This window comes from Streptomyces sp. NPDC126510 (genome assembly GCF_040302345.1).
Taxonomy (GTDB): Bacteria; Actinomycetota; Actinomycetes; order Streptomycetales; family Streptomycetaceae; genus Streptomyces.
In genome coordinates this window covers 105218-120075 of the sequence record NZ_JBEORR010000010.1, presented here as the reverse complement: position 1 = coordinate 120075, position 14858 = coordinate 105218, and the positions used below count along the sequence as shown (strand labels likewise).

16 protein-coding genes are annotated in these 14858 nt (G+C 70.3%); 4 read left to right on the top strand and 12 right to left on the bottom strand.

The window, feature by feature from the left end:
• The first annotated feature begins 76 nt into the window (after positions 1-76).
• Positions 77-736, top strand: coding sequence for a YceI family protein (locus ABTX60_RS16315; protein ID WP_352097704.1), 660 nt, complete (start codon positions 77-79; stop codon positions 734-736).
• A gap of 15 nt (positions 737-751) precedes the next feature.
• Here the strand turns inward: ABTX60_RS16315 and ABTX60_RS16310 are convergent, their stop codons facing one another.
• From ABTX60_RS16310 to ABTX60_RS16290, 5 genes are all read right to left on the bottom strand, one after another.
• Entirely contained in the window at positions 752-1249 is a 498-nt protein-coding gene (locus tag ABTX60_RS16310) for a molybdenum cofactor biosysynthesis protein (protein WP_352097703.1), read from the bottom strand.
• Between the two features lie 39 nt (positions 1250-1288).
• Positions 1289-2296 carry an MASE1 domain-containing protein gene (locus ABTX60_RS16305; RefSeq protein WP_352097702.1) on the bottom strand — a complete coding sequence of 336 codons (1008 nt, stop codon included), beginning with the start codon at positions 2294-2296 and terminating at the stop codon, positions 1289-1291.
• Between the two features lie 51 nt (positions 2297-2347).
• Positions 2348-3178 (bottom strand): PP2C family protein-serine/threonine phosphatase, encoded by an 831-nt coding sequence (locus ABTX60_RS16300; protein WP_352097701.1) that lies wholly within the window; start codon positions 3176-3178, stop codon positions 2348-2350.
• Between the two features lie 142 nt (positions 3179-3320).
• Positions 3321-3944 carry a hypothetical protein gene (locus tag ABTX60_RS16295; RefSeq protein ID WP_352097700.1) on the bottom strand — a complete coding sequence of 208 codons (624 nt, stop codon included), beginning with the start codon at positions 3942-3944 and terminating at the stop codon, positions 3321-3323.
• 19 nt (positions 3945-3963) lie between these two features.
• Positions 3964-4962: an inorganic phosphate transporter gene (locus ABTX60_RS16290; protein WP_352097699.1), complete on the bottom strand. Its 999-nt coding sequence runs from the start codon at positions 4960-4962 to the stop codon at positions 3964-3966.
• A 138-nt stretch (positions 4963-5100) separates the two neighbouring features.
• On the opposite strand from ABTX60_RS16290, the gene ABTX60_RS16285 reads away from it, so the two are divergent.
• The 3 genes from ABTX60_RS16285 (at position 5101) to ABTX60_RS16275 (ending at position 7940) form a co-directional block, all read left to right on the top strand.
• Positions 5101-5700 carry a DUF998 domain-containing protein gene (locus ABTX60_RS16285; protein WP_352097698.1) on the top strand — a complete coding sequence of 200 codons (600 nt, stop codon included), beginning with the start codon at positions 5101-5103 and terminating at the stop codon, positions 5698-5700.
• A gap of 91 nt (positions 5701-5791) precedes the next feature.
• A complete protein-coding gene (locus tag ABTX60_RS16280) occupies positions 5792-6997 on the top strand; it encodes a glycoside hydrolase family 64 protein (protein ID WP_352097697.1) in 1206 nt (401 codons plus the stop codon).
• A gap of 271 nt (positions 6998-7268) precedes the next feature.
• The gene (locus ABTX60_RS16275; protein ID WP_352097696.1) at positions 7269-7940 is read left to right on the top strand and encodes a hypothetical protein; all 672 of its coding nucleotides are present in this window, start codon (positions 7269-7271) and stop codon (positions 7938-7940) included.
• Between the two features lie 33 nt (positions 7941-7973).
• On the opposite strand, the gene ABTX60_RS16270 is transcribed toward ABTX60_RS16275, so the two are convergent.
• From ABTX60_RS16270 to ABTX60_RS16240, 7 genes are all read right to left on the bottom strand, one after another.
• Positions 7974-8768, bottom strand: a complete 795-nt coding sequence (locus tag ABTX60_RS16270; protein ID WP_352097695.1) for an ABC transporter permease — start codon at positions 8766-8768, stop codon at positions 7974-7976.
• On the bottom strand, positions 8765-9760 hold the full coding sequence (locus ABTX60_RS16265; protein ID WP_352097694.1) for an ATP-binding cassette domain-containing protein: 996 nt from the start codon (positions 9758-9760) through the stop codon (positions 8765-8767). Before ABTX60_RS16265 ends, ABTX60_RS16270 begins: the two co-directional genes overlap by 4 nt.
• A gap of 64 nt (positions 9761-9824) precedes the next feature.
• Positions 9825-10673: a DUF4097 family beta strand repeat-containing protein gene (locus tag ABTX60_RS16260; RefSeq protein ID WP_352097693.1), complete on the bottom strand. Its 849-nt coding sequence runs from the start codon at positions 10671-10673 to the stop codon at positions 9825-9827.
• 81 nt (positions 10674-10754) lie between these two features.
• Positions 10755-11276, bottom strand: coding sequence for a hypothetical protein (locus ABTX60_RS16255; RefSeq protein ID WP_352097692.1), 522 nt, complete (start codon positions 11274-11276; stop codon positions 10755-10757).
• A 300-nt stretch (positions 11277-11576) separates the two neighbouring features.
• Complete coding sequence (locus tag ABTX60_RS16250) at positions 11577-11999, bottom strand: DUF6003 family protein (protein ID WP_352097859.1); 423 nt, start codon at positions 11997-11999, stop codon at positions 11577-11579.
• Between the two features lie 649 nt (positions 12000-12648).
• Positions 12649-13254 (bottom strand): dihydrofolate reductase family protein, encoded by a 606-nt coding sequence (locus ABTX60_RS16245; RefSeq protein WP_352097691.1) that lies wholly within the window; start codon positions 13252-13254, stop codon positions 12649-12651.
• Positions 13255-14009: 755 nt separating this feature from the next.
• Positions 14010-14771, bottom strand: a complete 762-nt coding sequence (locus ABTX60_RS16240; RefSeq protein ID WP_352097690.1) for a restriction endonuclease — start codon at positions 14769-14771, stop codon at positions 14010-14012.
• Positions 14772-14858 lie beyond the last annotated feature (87 nt).

Sequence of the window (14858 nt, the reverse complement as noted above, 5' to 3'; positions counted from 1 at the left end):
CAGGGTCTCGTTCTCAACAGCCGCAAAACGGAAGGGGACTTGCGGCTATAACCAAACTCAAGTACCTAGATGAATCATGAACCTGTTCAGCCGCGTTGTGCCGTCCCGCCGGCAGGCACCGCTCCCCCCACAGCGCTCCACCGGCGCACCGGCATCCTCCACTGCCGTGCTGCCGGACCCTCACCTGGCGAATCTGTCCGGTGAATGGGTCGTCGACCCCGCGCACAGCAGGATCGGCTTCTCCGTCCGGCATGCCATGGTGACCACCGTGCGCGGTTGTTTCCTGGAGTACGAAAGTCGCCTCTACTTCGACGCGCACGACCCCGCACGGTCACGGGCCGACATCACTCTGTTCACCTCCAGCGTCGACACCGGCGTGGAACAGCGGGATGCGCATCTGGTCGGCCGTGACTTCCTCGATGCCGCGACCTTTCCGCGTATGCGCTTCACCAGCACGGCGGTGGAGCAGACGGGCGCCGACCTGTTCAGCATGTCCGGCGAGCTGACCATCAAAGGCGTCTCCCGCCCGGTGGTGCTCGACATGACGTACATCGGAAAGGTCACCGACCCCTTCGGCTACGACCGGGTCGGCTTCGACGGCACCACCACGATCAACCGCTCGGACTGGGGCCTGACCTACAACAGCAGGCTGGCCGAGGGCGGCGCGATGGTGAGCGAGAAGGTGCGCCTGCAGCTCGACATCGCTGCCATCCGCACGCCGCCGTCGGGCGGCTGACCGCCCCAGGCCGCTTCAGGACCCCGCGTCGGCCCCGGCCACGACCTGGAACGTGGCCGGGCCGAGCGTGAGCACCCCGTCGCTCAGCGGCGTGCACCGCACACCGCCCCGGCCCCGCAGAGCGCGCTGCGCGCCCGGGCCGATGGTGACGTCCATCCAGGCGCAGGGCCGCGCGGGACGCTTCACGGCGAACATCACCGGCCCGGTGCCGCAGTCGAGTGAGATCGTCGCACCGACGCAGGAGTCGATGTCGACGCCGCTGAGCAGGATGTTCCGCCGCGTGTGCCGCAGATCGGCGCCGACCGGGAGGCTCTCGGAGGCCATGATGGTCACCGCCGCGTTCCGGTGGGCGGGCCGGGCGTAGTAGCGGTCGCCGACCAGCCCCAGCTCACGCCGTACCTCCACCCGGGTGACACGTTCGTCGGACGGGCCGGGGGAGGGCCCGTCGGACGGCCGCCCGGCCAGCCGGTGCGCGGGCGAGACCAGCAACTGCAGCACCTCGACCTGGGTCATGACGCCCAGCCTAGGTCCTCGGGGCCGGCGGGTCGGCGCTCACTCCTTCGGCCGCCCGAGCCCGCCGTCCTCCATGGGCGCCCGGCTGTCCGCCGTCTCGCCCGCGGCGAGGTGCTCCAGGACCTCGACCAGCTCCTGGCAGGCGCGCTCCACGGAACGCCGTGTGTAGATCTGCTCGGTGATCACCGCCGAGAGGATCAGGGCCGTGAGGGCCATCGCTCCGTTGAAGGCCTGCAGCTTCATCATCACCTCGACCCGGCTGAGCCGTTCGAACGGTCCGACCCGGTCGGTCGCCGCCACCGTCGTCATGACCGAGGCGAAGAGAGCACACAGCAGGCTGCCCGCCAGCTGGAACCGCAGGGCCGCCCAGATGAGCAGGGGATAGACGAGGAACAGCAGACTGATCGAGCTGTGGGCGGCCACCGGCACGAGGCAACACGCGATGACGGCCAGCCCCACGGCCTCCTTCCAGCGCGACAGGCGCAGCGGGAAGCGCACCCGGGACAGCAGGAGCAGCACCGGCGTGACGATGAGGACGCCCATCGCGTCGCCGACCCACCAGGCCAGCCAGACCGCCCAGAAGCCGGGCCACTCGATCCGGTCGGTGGCGATCAGGATGCCGGCGCCGGTGGTCGAGCTGATCAGCATGGCGGTGAAGGCGCCCAGGAAGACCAGGGCGAGACCGTCCCGCAGCCGTGCGAGGTCGGTGCGGAAACCGGCCCGCCGCAGCAGCAGGTACCCGGCCACGGGGGCGGTCGTGTTGCCCGCCAGGACGCAGAGAGCCGAGGGCGTCAGGGAGGTGAGGGACAGGATGACGAAGAAGGCGCCCAGGGCGATCCCGGCCCAGCACCGCAGTCCGAGGATCAGCAGGCAGGCGACCGCGACGCCGGTGGGAGGCCAGATGGGCGTGACCACCGCGCCCTCGACGACCAGTTCGCGCAGCAGCCCCAACTGCGCGGACGCGTAGTAGCAGGCGGCGACGGCCAGCGTCTGCAGAGCGACGACGGCCGGCGTACGCAGATCCTGACTGCCCACCACAGCAGCCATGAGACACCGGGGCCGACGCCTCGGCGAGGCGGGAGCGGCCGTCGTGCCGCCCTATGGCTGAGCGTCCGGTCCGTCGAGACCGACGACCAGGACGGCGGCGTCGTCGTCGTGCCCGACGCGCTCGGCACCCTTGATCACGGCGGCCGCGAGCGCGTCCACGTCCATGGCCGCCACGGCCGCGATGCCCGCGAGCCTCGTCACCTGGTCGAGGCCCTCCTCCAGCCGCATGGACGGCCCCTCCACGACACCGTCCGTGAGCAGGACGAACACGCCGCCCGTCGTCAGCTCGTACCGGGTCACCGGGTAGCGGGTCCCGGCCTGCACCCCGAGGGGCGGCCCACCCTCGTCCTCGGTGAGACCGGACTTCCCGTCCGCCGTGGCCCAGACGCAGGGCAGATGCCCGGCCCGGGCGCTCTCCAGCACCCCGGCACACGGATCGAGCCGCATGAACGTGCAGGTGGCGAAGAGGTCGGTGCCCAGGGACAGCAGCAGATCGTTGGTCCGGGCCAGCACCTCACCCGGATCACCGGTGACCGACGCCAATGCCCGCAGTCCGGCCCGCACCTGCCCCATGAAGGCCGCGGCCTCGATGTTGTGGCCCTGGACGTCGCCGATGGACAGACCGATCCGGCCGTCGCCCAGGGTGAAGGCGTCGTACCAGTCGCCGCCCACGTTGAGGCCCCGGTACGCGGGCGCGTACCGCACGGCCAGGTGCAGCCGGCGGGCCAGGGGCAGGTCCCGCGGCAGCATGCCGCGCTGCAGCGCGATCGCCAGCTCGACCCGGGACCTCTGCATCTCGGCCTGCGCACGCGCCTGAGCCGTCAGGGCCCCGAGCCTGGTCAGCAGCTCGTCGCCGTCGTCCGTCGTGCCGGTGCGGGACATGGTTCACTCCGGCGAGGATGGCCACGGTAGGTGACGACCCGCGAAGGCAAATCACCCGAATTACGTCCATAGGATGATACGCAGGCGAACGCCTCCACGACGACTTCAGGGCTCCCGGCGCCGGCCCTCGACTCCGTTCCGGCTACGCGCCCTGACGAGTGCAGGGAACCTCCCTGCCCGCAGCCCGGCCGTCCGGGTACTCCCGTGCCTGCGCCACGGCCTGCAGCAACAGTCCGGACAACCGCTGCTCGGCGTCCGGGGCGGCGCACAGCACCCGGAGAGCGTGCTCCAGGTGCCGGCGCCCCGGGCCCTGCCACCACAGCAGATCGGCGATCCGGGCCGCCGCGCCTCCCGTCGACGCGTGGGCGAGTCTCTCCGCCCTCCGGCGGCACGCACGGCCGTACCGCGCCAGAGGCCGCGACGAGGGGCGCACCAGGCGCGCCGCGTCCACGACCGTGCCGACCAGCAGCGGTGCGTAGTCGCGACCCGAGGGGTGCGCGTCCGCGAGGTCGGCGGCCAGCGGCCACAGGGCGTGCCGGGCGCCGTCGCCGACACTGTCGTTGACCACCCGGGCCAGGGCCGCGAGCGCCGGATGCGTCCCGGCCGGGCTGTCGGTGAAACGGGCGGAGGCCAGCAGGGCCGCGGCCTCCATCAGACAGGCACCGTCGTCCGGGTGCAGATGGGCGAAGCGCCCGGGCAGGGGAAGGCCGTCCGGGGCCCCTGCAGGGGACTCCGCGGACCATCGGCGTCCGGGAAGAGCGGTCATGGACGGCCTCCCGCTGTGATCACAGACCGGTGGCGGCGTGCAGGAGCAGATAGAGCGCCGCTGCCGGGAGTCCCGCACCGGGGAAGGTGAGGATCCAGGCGGTACCGATCGAACGGGCCACCTGCCAGCGTACGGCGGAGAAGCGCCGCGTGGCACCGGCGCCGAGAATGGCCGCGGTGATCGTCTGGGTGGTGGAGATCGGCGCCTTCACCAGGAACGCGGTCGTGTAGAGGACGGCCGCGGCAGCGGTCTCGGCGGCGAACCCGCGCGGCGGATCGAGGTGCACGATGCGCCGCCCGAGGGTGGTGATGATGCGACGCCCGCCGGTGTACGTGCCGACCGCCATGGCGATCGCCACGGCGGCGATCACCCACACCGGAACCGAGAAGTCGTCCTGCCAGCCGGCCGTGACCAGCGCCAGCACGATGACCCCCATGGTCTTCTGCGCGTCCTGCAACCCGTGCCCCAGACCCATGGCGGCGGCGGAGACGGTCTGCGCCGCACGGAAGCGCCGCATCGTGCGCCGGGGCGCCGAGCGCCGGAACACCCACAGGATGCCCGTGTGCAGGAGGTACCCCAGCACCACGCCGACCAGTGGGGACAGCAGCATCGGCAGGACGACCTTGTCCAGGATGCCCGACCAGTGAACCGTGGCGGACGCGGCGAGCGCGGCACCGACCAGCCCGCCGATCAGGGCGTGCGAGGAGGAGGTGGGCAGCCCGCGCCACCAGGTGAAGACGTTCCATCCGATGGCGCCCAGGAGCGCGCACAGGACGAGCAGCAGCCCGGAGGTCGCCTTGGGCGCCCCGATGATGCCGCTGCCGACGGTCTGGGCGACCCCGGTTCCCAGGAAGGCGCCGCAGAAGTTCATGACCGCGGCCATGGCCAGCGCCACGCGGGGCGTCAGGGCCCTGGTGGAGATCGAGGTGGCGATCGCGTTCGCGGCGTCGTGGAAGCCGTTGGTGAAGTCGAACGTCAGACCCACGATGATGATCAGCACCACGAGAGTGAGCTCCATGCCCGATCACCTTTCGACGCCCGGCCGCACGACTCCATCGTGCGCTTCCGGGGCGGAGGGGGCTGTGCGACTACGCCACGTGAGACGGCCCGCCGGACGCAACCCGGAGGGCACGGATATCCGGCTTACGGTGTCCTGATGCGATCTGTTCCTCCATGGGCGCTGGTGTCGTCGGGGTGCGCCCCGGTCTTCCTGATCATGGGCTGGCTGATGGCGGCATCGTTGCAAGAGCCCCCGTACGATCCGGCCGCCCAGACGATCAGCGTGCTGGCGGCTCCCGGGAACTCGGGGTCCTGGGTGATGACGGCGGCGTTCGTCGCCCTGGGGTTCTGCCACCTGCTGACGGCCTGGGGTCTGCGCCCGGCCGCGACGGCGGGGCGGGTGGCCCTGGCGGCCGGCGGCGTGTCGGCGCTGGCGGTGGCCGTGTTCCCGACGCCGAGCAGCGGCGGTTCGCTGAGCCACGGTTCGGTGGCCGCCGTGGGCTTCGCGGTCCTGGCGGCATGGCCCGTGCTGGCCGCCCGGGCCCAGGCCGCCATGCCGTGGGCCCTGCGCCCTTTTCCCTCCCTGGGGGCGACCGCCGTCATGGCGGCCGGCGCGGCCTGGTTCCTGATCGAGCTGCACCTCCAGGGCGCGGCCGGCGTGGCCGAGCGCGCCGTGACGACCCTTCAGTCGGTCTGGCCCTTCGTGGTCGTCGTCTCCTGCCTGCGCGGATCCCTGCGGGACGCACACCCGAGCTGACCGGGCATTCCCGATGTATTGACAGGTACGGACCAAAGCGCAACTCTGAGAGCGCTCTCAAGGATGGTCGAATGTCGAACGGAGGCAGAGCGTGTTGCGAACTCTCAGGCGCCGGGCCACGGCCGCGGGGCTGTGCCTGGCCACGGTCCTCGCCGGCTCCCTGCTGGCGACCGGAACGGGCGCGGCGGCTCATGCCGCCGTCCCGGCGACGATCCCACTCAAGATCACCAACAACTCGGACCGCGGCGAGCAGTTGTACATCTACAACCTCGGCACGCAACTCTCGACCGGGCGCCAGGGCTGGGCCGACGCGGGCGGCACCTTCCACTCCTGGCCGGCCGGCGGCAACCCGCCGACTCCCGCCCCCGACGCCTCGATCCCGGGCCCGGCAGCCGGGCAGTCGACCACGATCCGCCTGCCGAAGTTCTCCGGCCGCGTGTACTTCTCCTACGGCCAGAAGCTGGTCTTCAAGCTGACCACCGGAGGCCTGGTCCAGCCCGCCGTGCAGAACCCGGCCGACCCCAACCGGAACATCCTGTTCAACTGGTCGGAGTACACGCTCAACGACTCGGGCCTGTGGATCAACAGCACACAGGTCGACATGTTCTCCGCTCCCTACGCGGTGGGAGTGCAGCGAGCCGACGGCAGCACCGTGAGCACAGGACGGCTCAAGGCCGGCGGGTACAACGGCTTCTTCAACGCCCTCAGGGGGCAGCCGGGGGGCTGGGCCAACCTGATCCAGACCCGTCCGGACGGCACCGTACTGCGCGCCCTGTCGCCGCTGTACGGCCTGGAGACCGGCGCGCTGCCGGCCACCGTCATGGACGACTACATCAACCGCGTCTGGCAGAGGTACTCCACCTCGACCCTCACCGTCACCCCGTTCGCCGACCGACCCGGCACCAAGTACTACGGCCGGGTCTCCGGTGGTGTCATGAACTTCACCAACAGCGCCGGCGCGGTCGTCACCAGCTTCCAGAAGCCGGACGCCTCCTCCGTCTTCGGCTGCCACGGGCGGCTCGACGCCCCGAACGACCAGGTGCGAGGCCCGATCTCACGCACACTGTGTGCCGGATTCAATCGCTCCACCCTGCTGGTCAATCCCAACCAGCCCGATGCCGGCGCCACCGACTTCTACAAGGACAGCGTCACCAACCAGTACGCGCGCAAGATCCACGCCCAGATGGCGGACGGAAAGGCCTACGCCTTCGCCTTCGACGACGTCGGCCACCATGAATCACTCGTCCACGACGGAAACCCCCGCCAGGCCTATCTCACGCTCGACCCCCTCAACTGACCTGTCTGTCCGCGCCGTTGGTGCCGCGAACCGATCGCGGCACCAGCGGCATTTCAGGATGAGCCCCGCCCGGGGCGGCTTCAACATCGCCTCTGCGGGGCGAAGTTGGCTATTCGTCAGTTAAGAAATCAATTACAACTTTGCCGTCTCTTGGTGTAGCCGAACTGTCGGTTACGTGAGCCTCATTGGCATCACAGGTGACTGCAGACCCGGCAGGAACGAGGGCAATTGCGGCCACTTTCCCCCCACGTACCATCGAGAGGCAACGACGATGACGATGCACCACACCCTGCGGTACGGCAGCCGCGCGCTCGCGTTGGCGGCGACCGCGCTCGGGGTGATCACGACGGCCCCGCCCGCCGCGGCCGGGGAACAGCCCACCGCGGAGCAGATCATGGCCGACTGCGCCTCCGGGGAAGGCAAGTGCAGCTTCAATTCCCCACACCTCGGCAAGGCCTATCTCGGTGAGCCCCGCCAGGTCTCCGAACTGCTCTTCAACTGCACCGCGTCACCCGCCTCCCAGTCGATGTCCTGGGCCGACACCGTGGGCTCCTCCCATTCGGTGGGAGGCTCGGTCACGGTGGGCGGCGGCATCGAAGGCATCATCACGGCAAGCGTGACCGCGACCTACGGCTACACCTGGCAGAGCTCGCACACGGAGACGAGTTCCTTCACCGTGACCGTGAAGCCGGGAGAAGTGGGCTGGATCTCCCGTGCCCAGGTGATGCAGCAGATATCCGGCACGTGGCAGAGCCACTACGACGACCCCAAGTGGGACCACTACTACTGGTTCGTGCCCGACACCGTCACCGGCCCGGCCCCGAACGGCACGGACGGCAAGCACAGCGCGGTCGTGGTCAAGTCCCGCACGATGACGGCCGACGAGAAGAAGCTGTGTGCCGGCGACTCCACCCGGAACAAGGTCTTCACCCGCAGCCGCTGATCCGGTCCGCCCTGGCAGTGGGGCTCGCCGTGGCTACTTCGGGTCGCGATGGAAGAGAGACGTGGACCAGAGGTAGCCGAGCACGGCCAGCCCCACGCACCAGACCACCGCCAGCCATCCGTTGTGGCCGATCCCGGTGCCCAGCAGCAGGCCGCGCAGGGTCTCGATGGCAGGCGTGAACGGCTGGTACCGGGCGATCGGCTGGAACCAGCCCGGCATCGCGTCGACCGGGACGAAGGCGCTGGACAGCAGCGGCAGGACCATCAGCGGCATCGCGTTGTTGCCGGCCGCCTCGGCGTTCGGGCTGACCAGGCCCATGCCGACGGCGATCCAGGTGAGCGCCAGGGAGACCAGCGTCAGCAGCCCCACCGCCAGGATCCACTCCTGCACGGTGGCGTCCGTGGACCGGAACCCGATCGCCACGGCGACGGCCCCGACGAGCACGGCACTCGCCACGCACTGCAGCACGCTGCCGACGACATGCCCGATCAGTACGGACCCTCGGTGGATCGCCATGGTGCGGAAGCGGGCGGTGATGCCCTCGTTCATGTCCATGGCGACGGACACCGCACTGCCGATCGTGGTGCCGCCGATGGTCAGCATCAGGATGCCCGGGACGAGATACGCGAGGTACTCGGACCGGCCGGCACCACCGCTACCGCTGATGCCGGCGCTCATGGTGTCACCGAAGATGTAGGCGAAGAGCAGCAGCAGCATGATCGGGGTGAGCAGGAGGTTGAGGGTGAGGGAGGGGTAGCGCCTGATGTGGAGCAGGTTGCGGCGCAGCATGGTGGAGGAGTCGCGCAGGGCGAGGCCGAGGGAACTCATCGGGCGTTCTCCTTGGGCTGGTCGGGAGCGCCGGCCGGACCGGTGAGGGCGAAGAAGACGTCGTCGAGGTCGGGCGTGTGGACGGTGAGTTCGTCGGCCTCGACGCCGGCTGCGTCGAGCCAGTCGAGGATGGCGCGTAGTTCGCGCTGGCTGCCGCCGCTGGGGATGTGCAGCGCGAGGGCTTCGTCGTCCCGGGTGACCTCGCGCAGAGCGGAGGCGGCCGACCGGTACACGGCCGGGTCGGTGAAGCGGAGCCGGATGTGTCCGCCGGGGATGAGCCGCTTCAGCTCCTCGGCTGTGCCCTCTGCGGCGATCCTGCCGTCGTTGAGGACGGCGATCCGGTCGGCGAGCTGGTCGGCCTCCTCGAGGTACTGGGTGGTGAGGAAGACGGTGACGCCGCCGGAGACGAGTTCCCTGATGATCTGCCACATGTTGTGCCGGGAGCGCGGGTCGAGGCCGGTGGTGGGTTCGTCGAGGAAGATGATGTGCGGGTCGCCGACCAGGGTCATGGCGATGTCGAGGCGGCGTTTCATGCCGCCGGAGTAGGTGGAGGCGGGCCTCTTCGCGGCGGCGGTGAGGTCGAAGCGTTCCAATAGTTCGGCGGCGACGCGGCGTCCCTCGCGGCGGGGCAGGTGGTGCAGGTCCGCCATGAGGAGCATGTTCTCCTCGCCGGTGATCAGGCCGTCGACTGCGGAGAACTGGCCGGTGACTCCGATCGCGGCGCGTACGGCCTGGGGGTCGGTGGCGAGGTCGTGGCCGGCGACCCGGGCCTGCCCGCCGTCGGCGGTGATGAGGGTGGAGAGGATCTTGACGGCGGTGGTCTTGCCGGCGCCGTTCGGCCCGAGCAGTGCGAACACCGATCCGGCCGGTATGCGCAGATCGATGCCGTCGAGGACGGTCTTGTCGCCGTATGACTTGCGCAGACCGACGGCGGAGACGGCGACGGGGGACGGGTGACCGTGTTTGGGCGTGGACATGACAGATGAAGGCATGGAGCCCTCCTTGAGAAGGCGGAAGCGGGATGAGAGGGGGGCGGGCCGGCCGGGGAAGTGACGATCAGGCCTTGGCGCGACGGATGTCGATGTTGCCCCAGTTGGTCCGGGCGCGGACCTTGACGGTGTTCTCGGTGTGCTCAGGGGCCTTGGACGTGGCGAGCGCGTTGCGTACCTGTCCGCGCTGGGAGCTGACGTCGAGCCAGGCGGCCGTGCCCTCGGGGATCCCCACTTCGATGACACCGTTGGAGGTCTCCAGCTGCACCTCTCCGCCGGTGACTTCGCCGAAGCGCAGGTAGCCGTTGGTCGCGGTTCCGGTGACCGACGCCTCGGCGCGCGCGATGTCGATCCCGCCGTTGGTGCCGCTCAGTCGCAGCTCGCCGGTCACGGCACCGACGGTCGTGGTGCCGTTGGAGTTCTTCAGGACGGCGGGACCGTCGATGGTGCCCACGCGCACATTGCCCGTGCTGCTGGTGATCTCGGCCGTGCCCGCCACCCGGTCCACGGTGATCGAGCCGTGTGACGCGGTCAGTTTCACCGGGCCGGTGGCGTCGAGGCGGATGTCGCCGACCGAGGTCTTCACGCAGACCTCGCCGAGCCGGCCCTCGCCGAGCACCTGGACCCAGGCGCCGGTCATGTCGACGTGTGAGCCGGTGGGGAGTTCGACGGTCACGTCGACGACGCCGGTGCGGCCGAGACCGAACAGATTGGCCTTGGGTGTCCAGACGGTCAGGACGCCGCCCACGTAGGTGACTTCGGTCTGGTCGGCGGTCCGCACGTCCGGTTCCCGTTGGGGGTTCCGGGGCTGCACCTCCACCACGGTGTCGAGACGGTCGCCCGCGGTGAATTGGATGGAACCGGCCTCCACGCGTGCCGTGACCGAGACCGCTTCGGGAGTGTCGAAAGAAGGCATGGCTGTCCCGTCCTCTTGGGTCTTCAGAGCGTCCCCGCTGGTGGGACGTGGTGTGGGTGACGTGAAACGGGCTGGACGCGGCTAGCGCACCCAGCCCGTGAAGCTCTGTCCGAGGGTCTTGGTCTTCTCCGTCGTGCGCGGCCGGGTGCCGCCGTCGACCGCGGCTGCCACGGCTCGTACCAGCCATGCGTTGACCGAGAGGCCCTCACGGCTCGCTGCCTCCTCGGCACGGGCCTTGAGGTGGGCCGGCAGGCGCAGGTTGACACGGGCGGTGCCGCCCTCGTCGCCGTCGGCCGGGGCGGTGGTCGTCGTGGGCGGTTCGACCGGCGCGGCCGGCTCCTCGGGCGCACTGTCGTGGGTCGGCGGCAGCGCCACCACGAAGTCGGGGTCGAGCCCGCGCAGCCGTACGTCGACCGAGCCGGGGGCGAGTTCGCGGGTGATCTCGTCCGTCGCGGCGGAGAGCACGTTGAGCAGGGTCAGCCGGGTCGCCGACTCCAGAGGGGCGGTGAGTCTGTCGGCCAGCTCACGAGCTTCGTCGCCACCCGCTTCGGCGGCCACCGCGAGTTCACGGCGCAGGTTCTCGACGTACGGGGTGAGGTCCATGGCGTCATAGTGGCACCACTATGGCGCCATGTGCAAGCCTTCTGTGGCGTCATCGTGCTGATGCTGGTCAGGGAGAGTGCGAGGTGGCGTCAGTGGTGCCACGCGGTGCCATACGGTGTCAGCCGGCGTCATGCAGTGCCGGGTGCGGCCATGCGATGTCGGGTGGTGCCATGCGGTGCCGGGTAGTGCCACGCGGCGCCGGGTGACGCCGCGTGAGGTCACACTGATCGGCCCCGCCGGATGGTTCTCGCCCGGCGGGGCCGATCGCAGGAGCGGGCGGACGGGTGGCCCGCGGTGTCGTCACCTCGCGGCGGCGGTCACGGTCGCGGGGTCCACCCCGGTCAACTCGACGATGCGGTGCGGCGCGACACCGGCGGCGAGTGCCTTACCGATCAGCCCGTCCCGCCCGTCGGCGCAGTCACGGTAGGCGAGCAGCTCCTGCTCGACCCGGGCCAGCGGCTCCGGGACCATCTGGTGGCGCAGGCGGCTCAGCTCCTCCTCGCTCAGCGGGACGGGCAGCCGTTCCGCTCCCTCGGGCACGGCCGCCGTCTCCTCCGGCGGCAGCAGGCGCAGGCCGGGCGACGTCGGCGTGCTTCCCTGGGCATCCAGCCAGGCGCGGACGGCGGGAGTTTCCATGCACGCGAGTTCACCGACGGCGGCCGGCGACACGCCGAGCTGCGCGGACGCGTCGTCAAGCAGAAACAGATAGGCGTCGTCGGTCATCCTCGGCTCCTTCTCCACACGGTGTTGAACGACATGCCAATACCCCGCCGGGCCCGGATTACCGCCGGGTTGCAAGTCGCTCAATCGAGTGAGACGGCGCGCCGGGTCTCGGTGATGTGAAGGTCTATGGACGAGGCGAGAGCTGCTCTCGGACAGGCAGGCATCCAGTCGGCCCTGGATGCCGGAGGTGATGCCGTAGCGTTCCCGGCCGCCCTTCGCGAAGGCCGGCGGGGAACGCAACGACGGGAGCTGCGGTGCGTCCAGGACGTGCTGCTGCCGGCGCTGCAGCAGTGCGAAGTCGATACGGGCACCGCGCGCGGCGTCGGCCCGCAGCAGTTCCAGGGCGGCGAGCGGACCATGGGCCCGGGCCGGGCGCATGGCGCAGTCCTCTGCCCACTGGCGCACCCCGCCGTCTCTCACCGAACGCGCCCGGCCGGCCCCCATCCCCCCGCCTCCGAGACCACCAACACCGATAACCGGGCCGACGCGGACGGAGACGCCACGGCTCCGTGCCTGTTCTGCGCGCAGCAACTCTCGCCGACAGCGACGACGGCCCAGGTGTCCTTACGTTGCCGTGCGCCTCCCAGGTCATGCTCCGCGCCCGTCGGCGCCGGAGTGGCGGCCGTCCGGACCGGCGGACGGGGCGGCGTCACGCAAGGACGCCGAGCGGGGGGTGCTCGAGCACGCGGGGCCTGTACTCGACCAACTGGGTGCGGCCGTCGAAGGTGCGGTGCTCGATCATCTCGAGGGCGACGTCCGGATAGCCGTCGTAGATGCGTTCTTGGCCCGTGGCCCCGGTGATCACCGGGAACATCACGACTCGGAAGCGGTCGACGAGTCCGGCTCGCAGGAGCGACCGGCACAGGCTGAGGCTGCCGATCGTGCTGAGGAGCCCCGAGCCACTCGACTTCATGGCGCGGACCGCCTCGACGGCGTCGTCGCGGACGAGCCTGGAGTTGGCCCACGCCAGTGGCTCCTCGAGCGAGGAGGAGAACACCACCTTGGACGCTTGCGTGAGCTCGTCGACGGACGCCTCTTCTTCGGGCCTGAAGTCGTCTTGGCCACTCGGGACCTCGCCTGCGGCGAAGCCCGACATCAGGCGGTAGGTGTTCGCTCCCATCAGGTAGGTGGCCTTGGGCTGCTCGCCGAGCCATGCGAGGTACTCCGGGCCCTCCAGGCCCCAGAACCCGGGCCATCCCTCGCCCGATGCATAGCCGTCGAGGGAGGTGATGAAGTCGACGAGAAGTTCCGACATGGCGATGTCCTTTCCTGGGGTGTCACGAGCTTTGACCGGCCGGGAGCCACAAACTCATCGGGCGCGCTGTGTAGTAACGAGAGAACCCATGACGCTGCAGCCGGTCAGGTGGGTGAACCGAGGAGAAGGAGGTGTCCGAGACGGTCGCCGAGGCGCTCTTAGAAGGTGAGGTAGGCGACCTTGTCGGTGGCTATGACGCGGCACGTGTGGGGGAGGTTGTAGCTGTGCAGTCGCAGGTTGCGTTGGTCCGGCAGCGGCTCGGAGGACCGGGCGAGGCCAGCCGGCGTAGGGACTGCGCGAGCCGGTTCGCGACATCGTCGACCCCCGTGCGGTCAGGCCGGTCCAGCGTTTGAACCGTGCGCCGATGTCGGCGAGCTCCTCGGCGACATCGGGTGCTACGTCCCCACGGTCGAGGACCCGGGTGAGTACATGATGGCGGTGCCCGTACGCCTCGGTCCATCCGGCGAGACCTTCGAGCCACGCACCCCATTCACACAACGCCGCGACCACCCGGGTGAGCGTCTCCTCGCGGGTGGTGGTGACCGGGTCGCGCGGGCAGCATCAGTGCCCGACCGGCCCGCCGTCGAAGTCCCCTTCGTCGTGCGGCCGGCGCCAGCCCGCTGCCCAGCGGCCGTAGTGCTCGATCAAGGGAGGCGACACGGCATCGGCCCACGGCGTGGCCTCGTCCCGGTTCAGAAACCAGGGGCCGGCGCAGGTGTCACCACACCACTCTGCCCCACCCGTCTCTGGCCCGATCAAGCGCACTCCAGGGCGGCCTCCCAGGGCCGCGGGCCGGTGCCGTCCGTCCACGCCTCCAGGGTCTCCCGGTTCACGCACACGATCCCGCACTGCTCGGCGTACTCCACCGCCGGTGCCGTGAAGTCGCTCGTGCAGACCAGTACGGCGACATCGGCCTCGTGCACGGTGAAGCATGTGCCGCCGAAGCGCTGCAGATCCTGGGATCCGACCCGGTGCGACTCGCCGTAGTGCTTGCACTGGACGACGACCCGGCGGCCGTCGGGTGTCACGGCCAGGACATCGGCGCCCAAATCCCCCGCTCCTCCCACGACTTCGACCTCGGTGCAGCCGTCGCGTTCGCAGAGTCCGGCGATCGCCTCCTCGAACTCCTCCGGCGTCAGGACGTCGTAGTCGACGGCGACAGCCACGGCGACGGTGTCGGCGGTGGCGGGGGCGGATGCCCGCTGAGTGGGGACCGCGGGAGCTTCCAGTACCTCGGCCGCTTCCCTGGCCGCTTCGTCGAGCGCTGCCGCGGTCCGGCGTGCCACTCCCGCCAGGCGCCAGCGGCGGCGCAGGCCCAGGCAGCTCGCGACAGCTATCGCGGCCAGCACGAACATCCAGGCGGGACGCCGTTCGACGGCGTTCGCCGCTACCCGGGCGGCGAGCCCCAGGACGCTCACGAGCACGGCGAGAAACACGAAGAACAGGGCCGTCGACCGAAGGTCGAACCCATAGCGGCGCCGCTTCGCAAACGGCGTACGACGCACCGGCGTTGTCACGACATCCCCCCTCAGAGCAGCCCCTTCACGGGGCCGACAGCAAGATCACCCCCACCGTCTTCCCAAGATCACCATCTTCATGGGGGC

Bases quoted from the DNA above. Each gene is read 5' to 3' on its own strand.
- ABTX60_RS16315 (WP_352097704.1), top strand. From the start codon at position 77: ATGAACCTGTTCAGCCGCGTTGTGCCGTCCCGCCGGCAGGCACCGCTC.
- ABTX60_RS16310 (WP_352097703.1), bottom strand. From the start codon at position 1,249: ATGACCCAGGTCGAGGTGCTGCAGTTGCTGGTCTCGCCCGCGCACCGG.
- ABTX60_RS16305 (WP_352097702.1), bottom strand. From the start codon at position 2,296: ATGGCTGCTGTGGTGGGCAGTCAGGATCTGCGTACGCCGGCCGTCGTC.
- ABTX60_RS16300 (WP_352097701.1), bottom strand. From the start codon at position 3,178: ATGTCCCGCACCGGCACGACGGACGACGGCGACGAGCTGCTGACCAGG.
- ABTX60_RS16295 (WP_352097700.1), bottom strand. From the start codon at position 3,944: ATGACCGCTCTTCCCGGACGCCGATGGTCCGCGGAGTCCCCTGCAGGG.
- ABTX60_RS16290 (WP_352097699.1), bottom strand. From the start codon at position 4,962: ATGGAGCTCACTCTCGTGGTGCTGATCATCATCGTGGGTCTGACGTTC.
- ABTX60_RS16285 (WP_352097698.1), top strand. From the start codon at position 5,101: ATGCGATCTGTTCCTCCATGGGCGCTGGTGTCGTCGGGGTGCGCCCCG.
- ABTX60_RS16275 (WP_352097696.1), top strand. From the start codon at position 7,269: ATGACGATGCACCACACCCTGCGGTACGGCAGCCGCGCGCTCGCGTTG.
- ABTX60_RS16270 (WP_352097695.1), bottom strand. From the start codon at position 8,768: ATGAGTTCCCTCGGCCTCGCCCTGCGCGACTCCTCCACCATGCTGCGC.
- ABTX60_RS16265 (WP_352097694.1), bottom strand. From the start codon at position 9,760: ATGCCTTCATCTGTCATGTCCACGCCCAAACACGGTCACCCGTCCCCC.
- ABTX60_RS16260 (WP_352097693.1), bottom strand. From the start codon at position 10,673: ATGCCTTCTTTCGACACTCCCGAAGCGGTCTCGGTCACGGCACGCGTG.
- ABTX60_RS16255 (WP_352097692.1), bottom strand. From the start codon at position 11,276: ATGGACCTCACCCCGTACGTCGAGAACCTGCGCCGTGAACTCGCGGTG.
- ABTX60_RS16250 (WP_352097859.1), bottom strand. From the start codon at position 11,999: ATGACCGACGACGCCTATCTGTTTCTGCTTGACGACGCGTCCGCGCAG.
- ABTX60_RS16245 (WP_352097691.1), bottom strand. From the start codon at position 13,254: ATGTCGGAACTTCTCGTCGACTTCATCACCTCCCTCGACGGCTATGCA.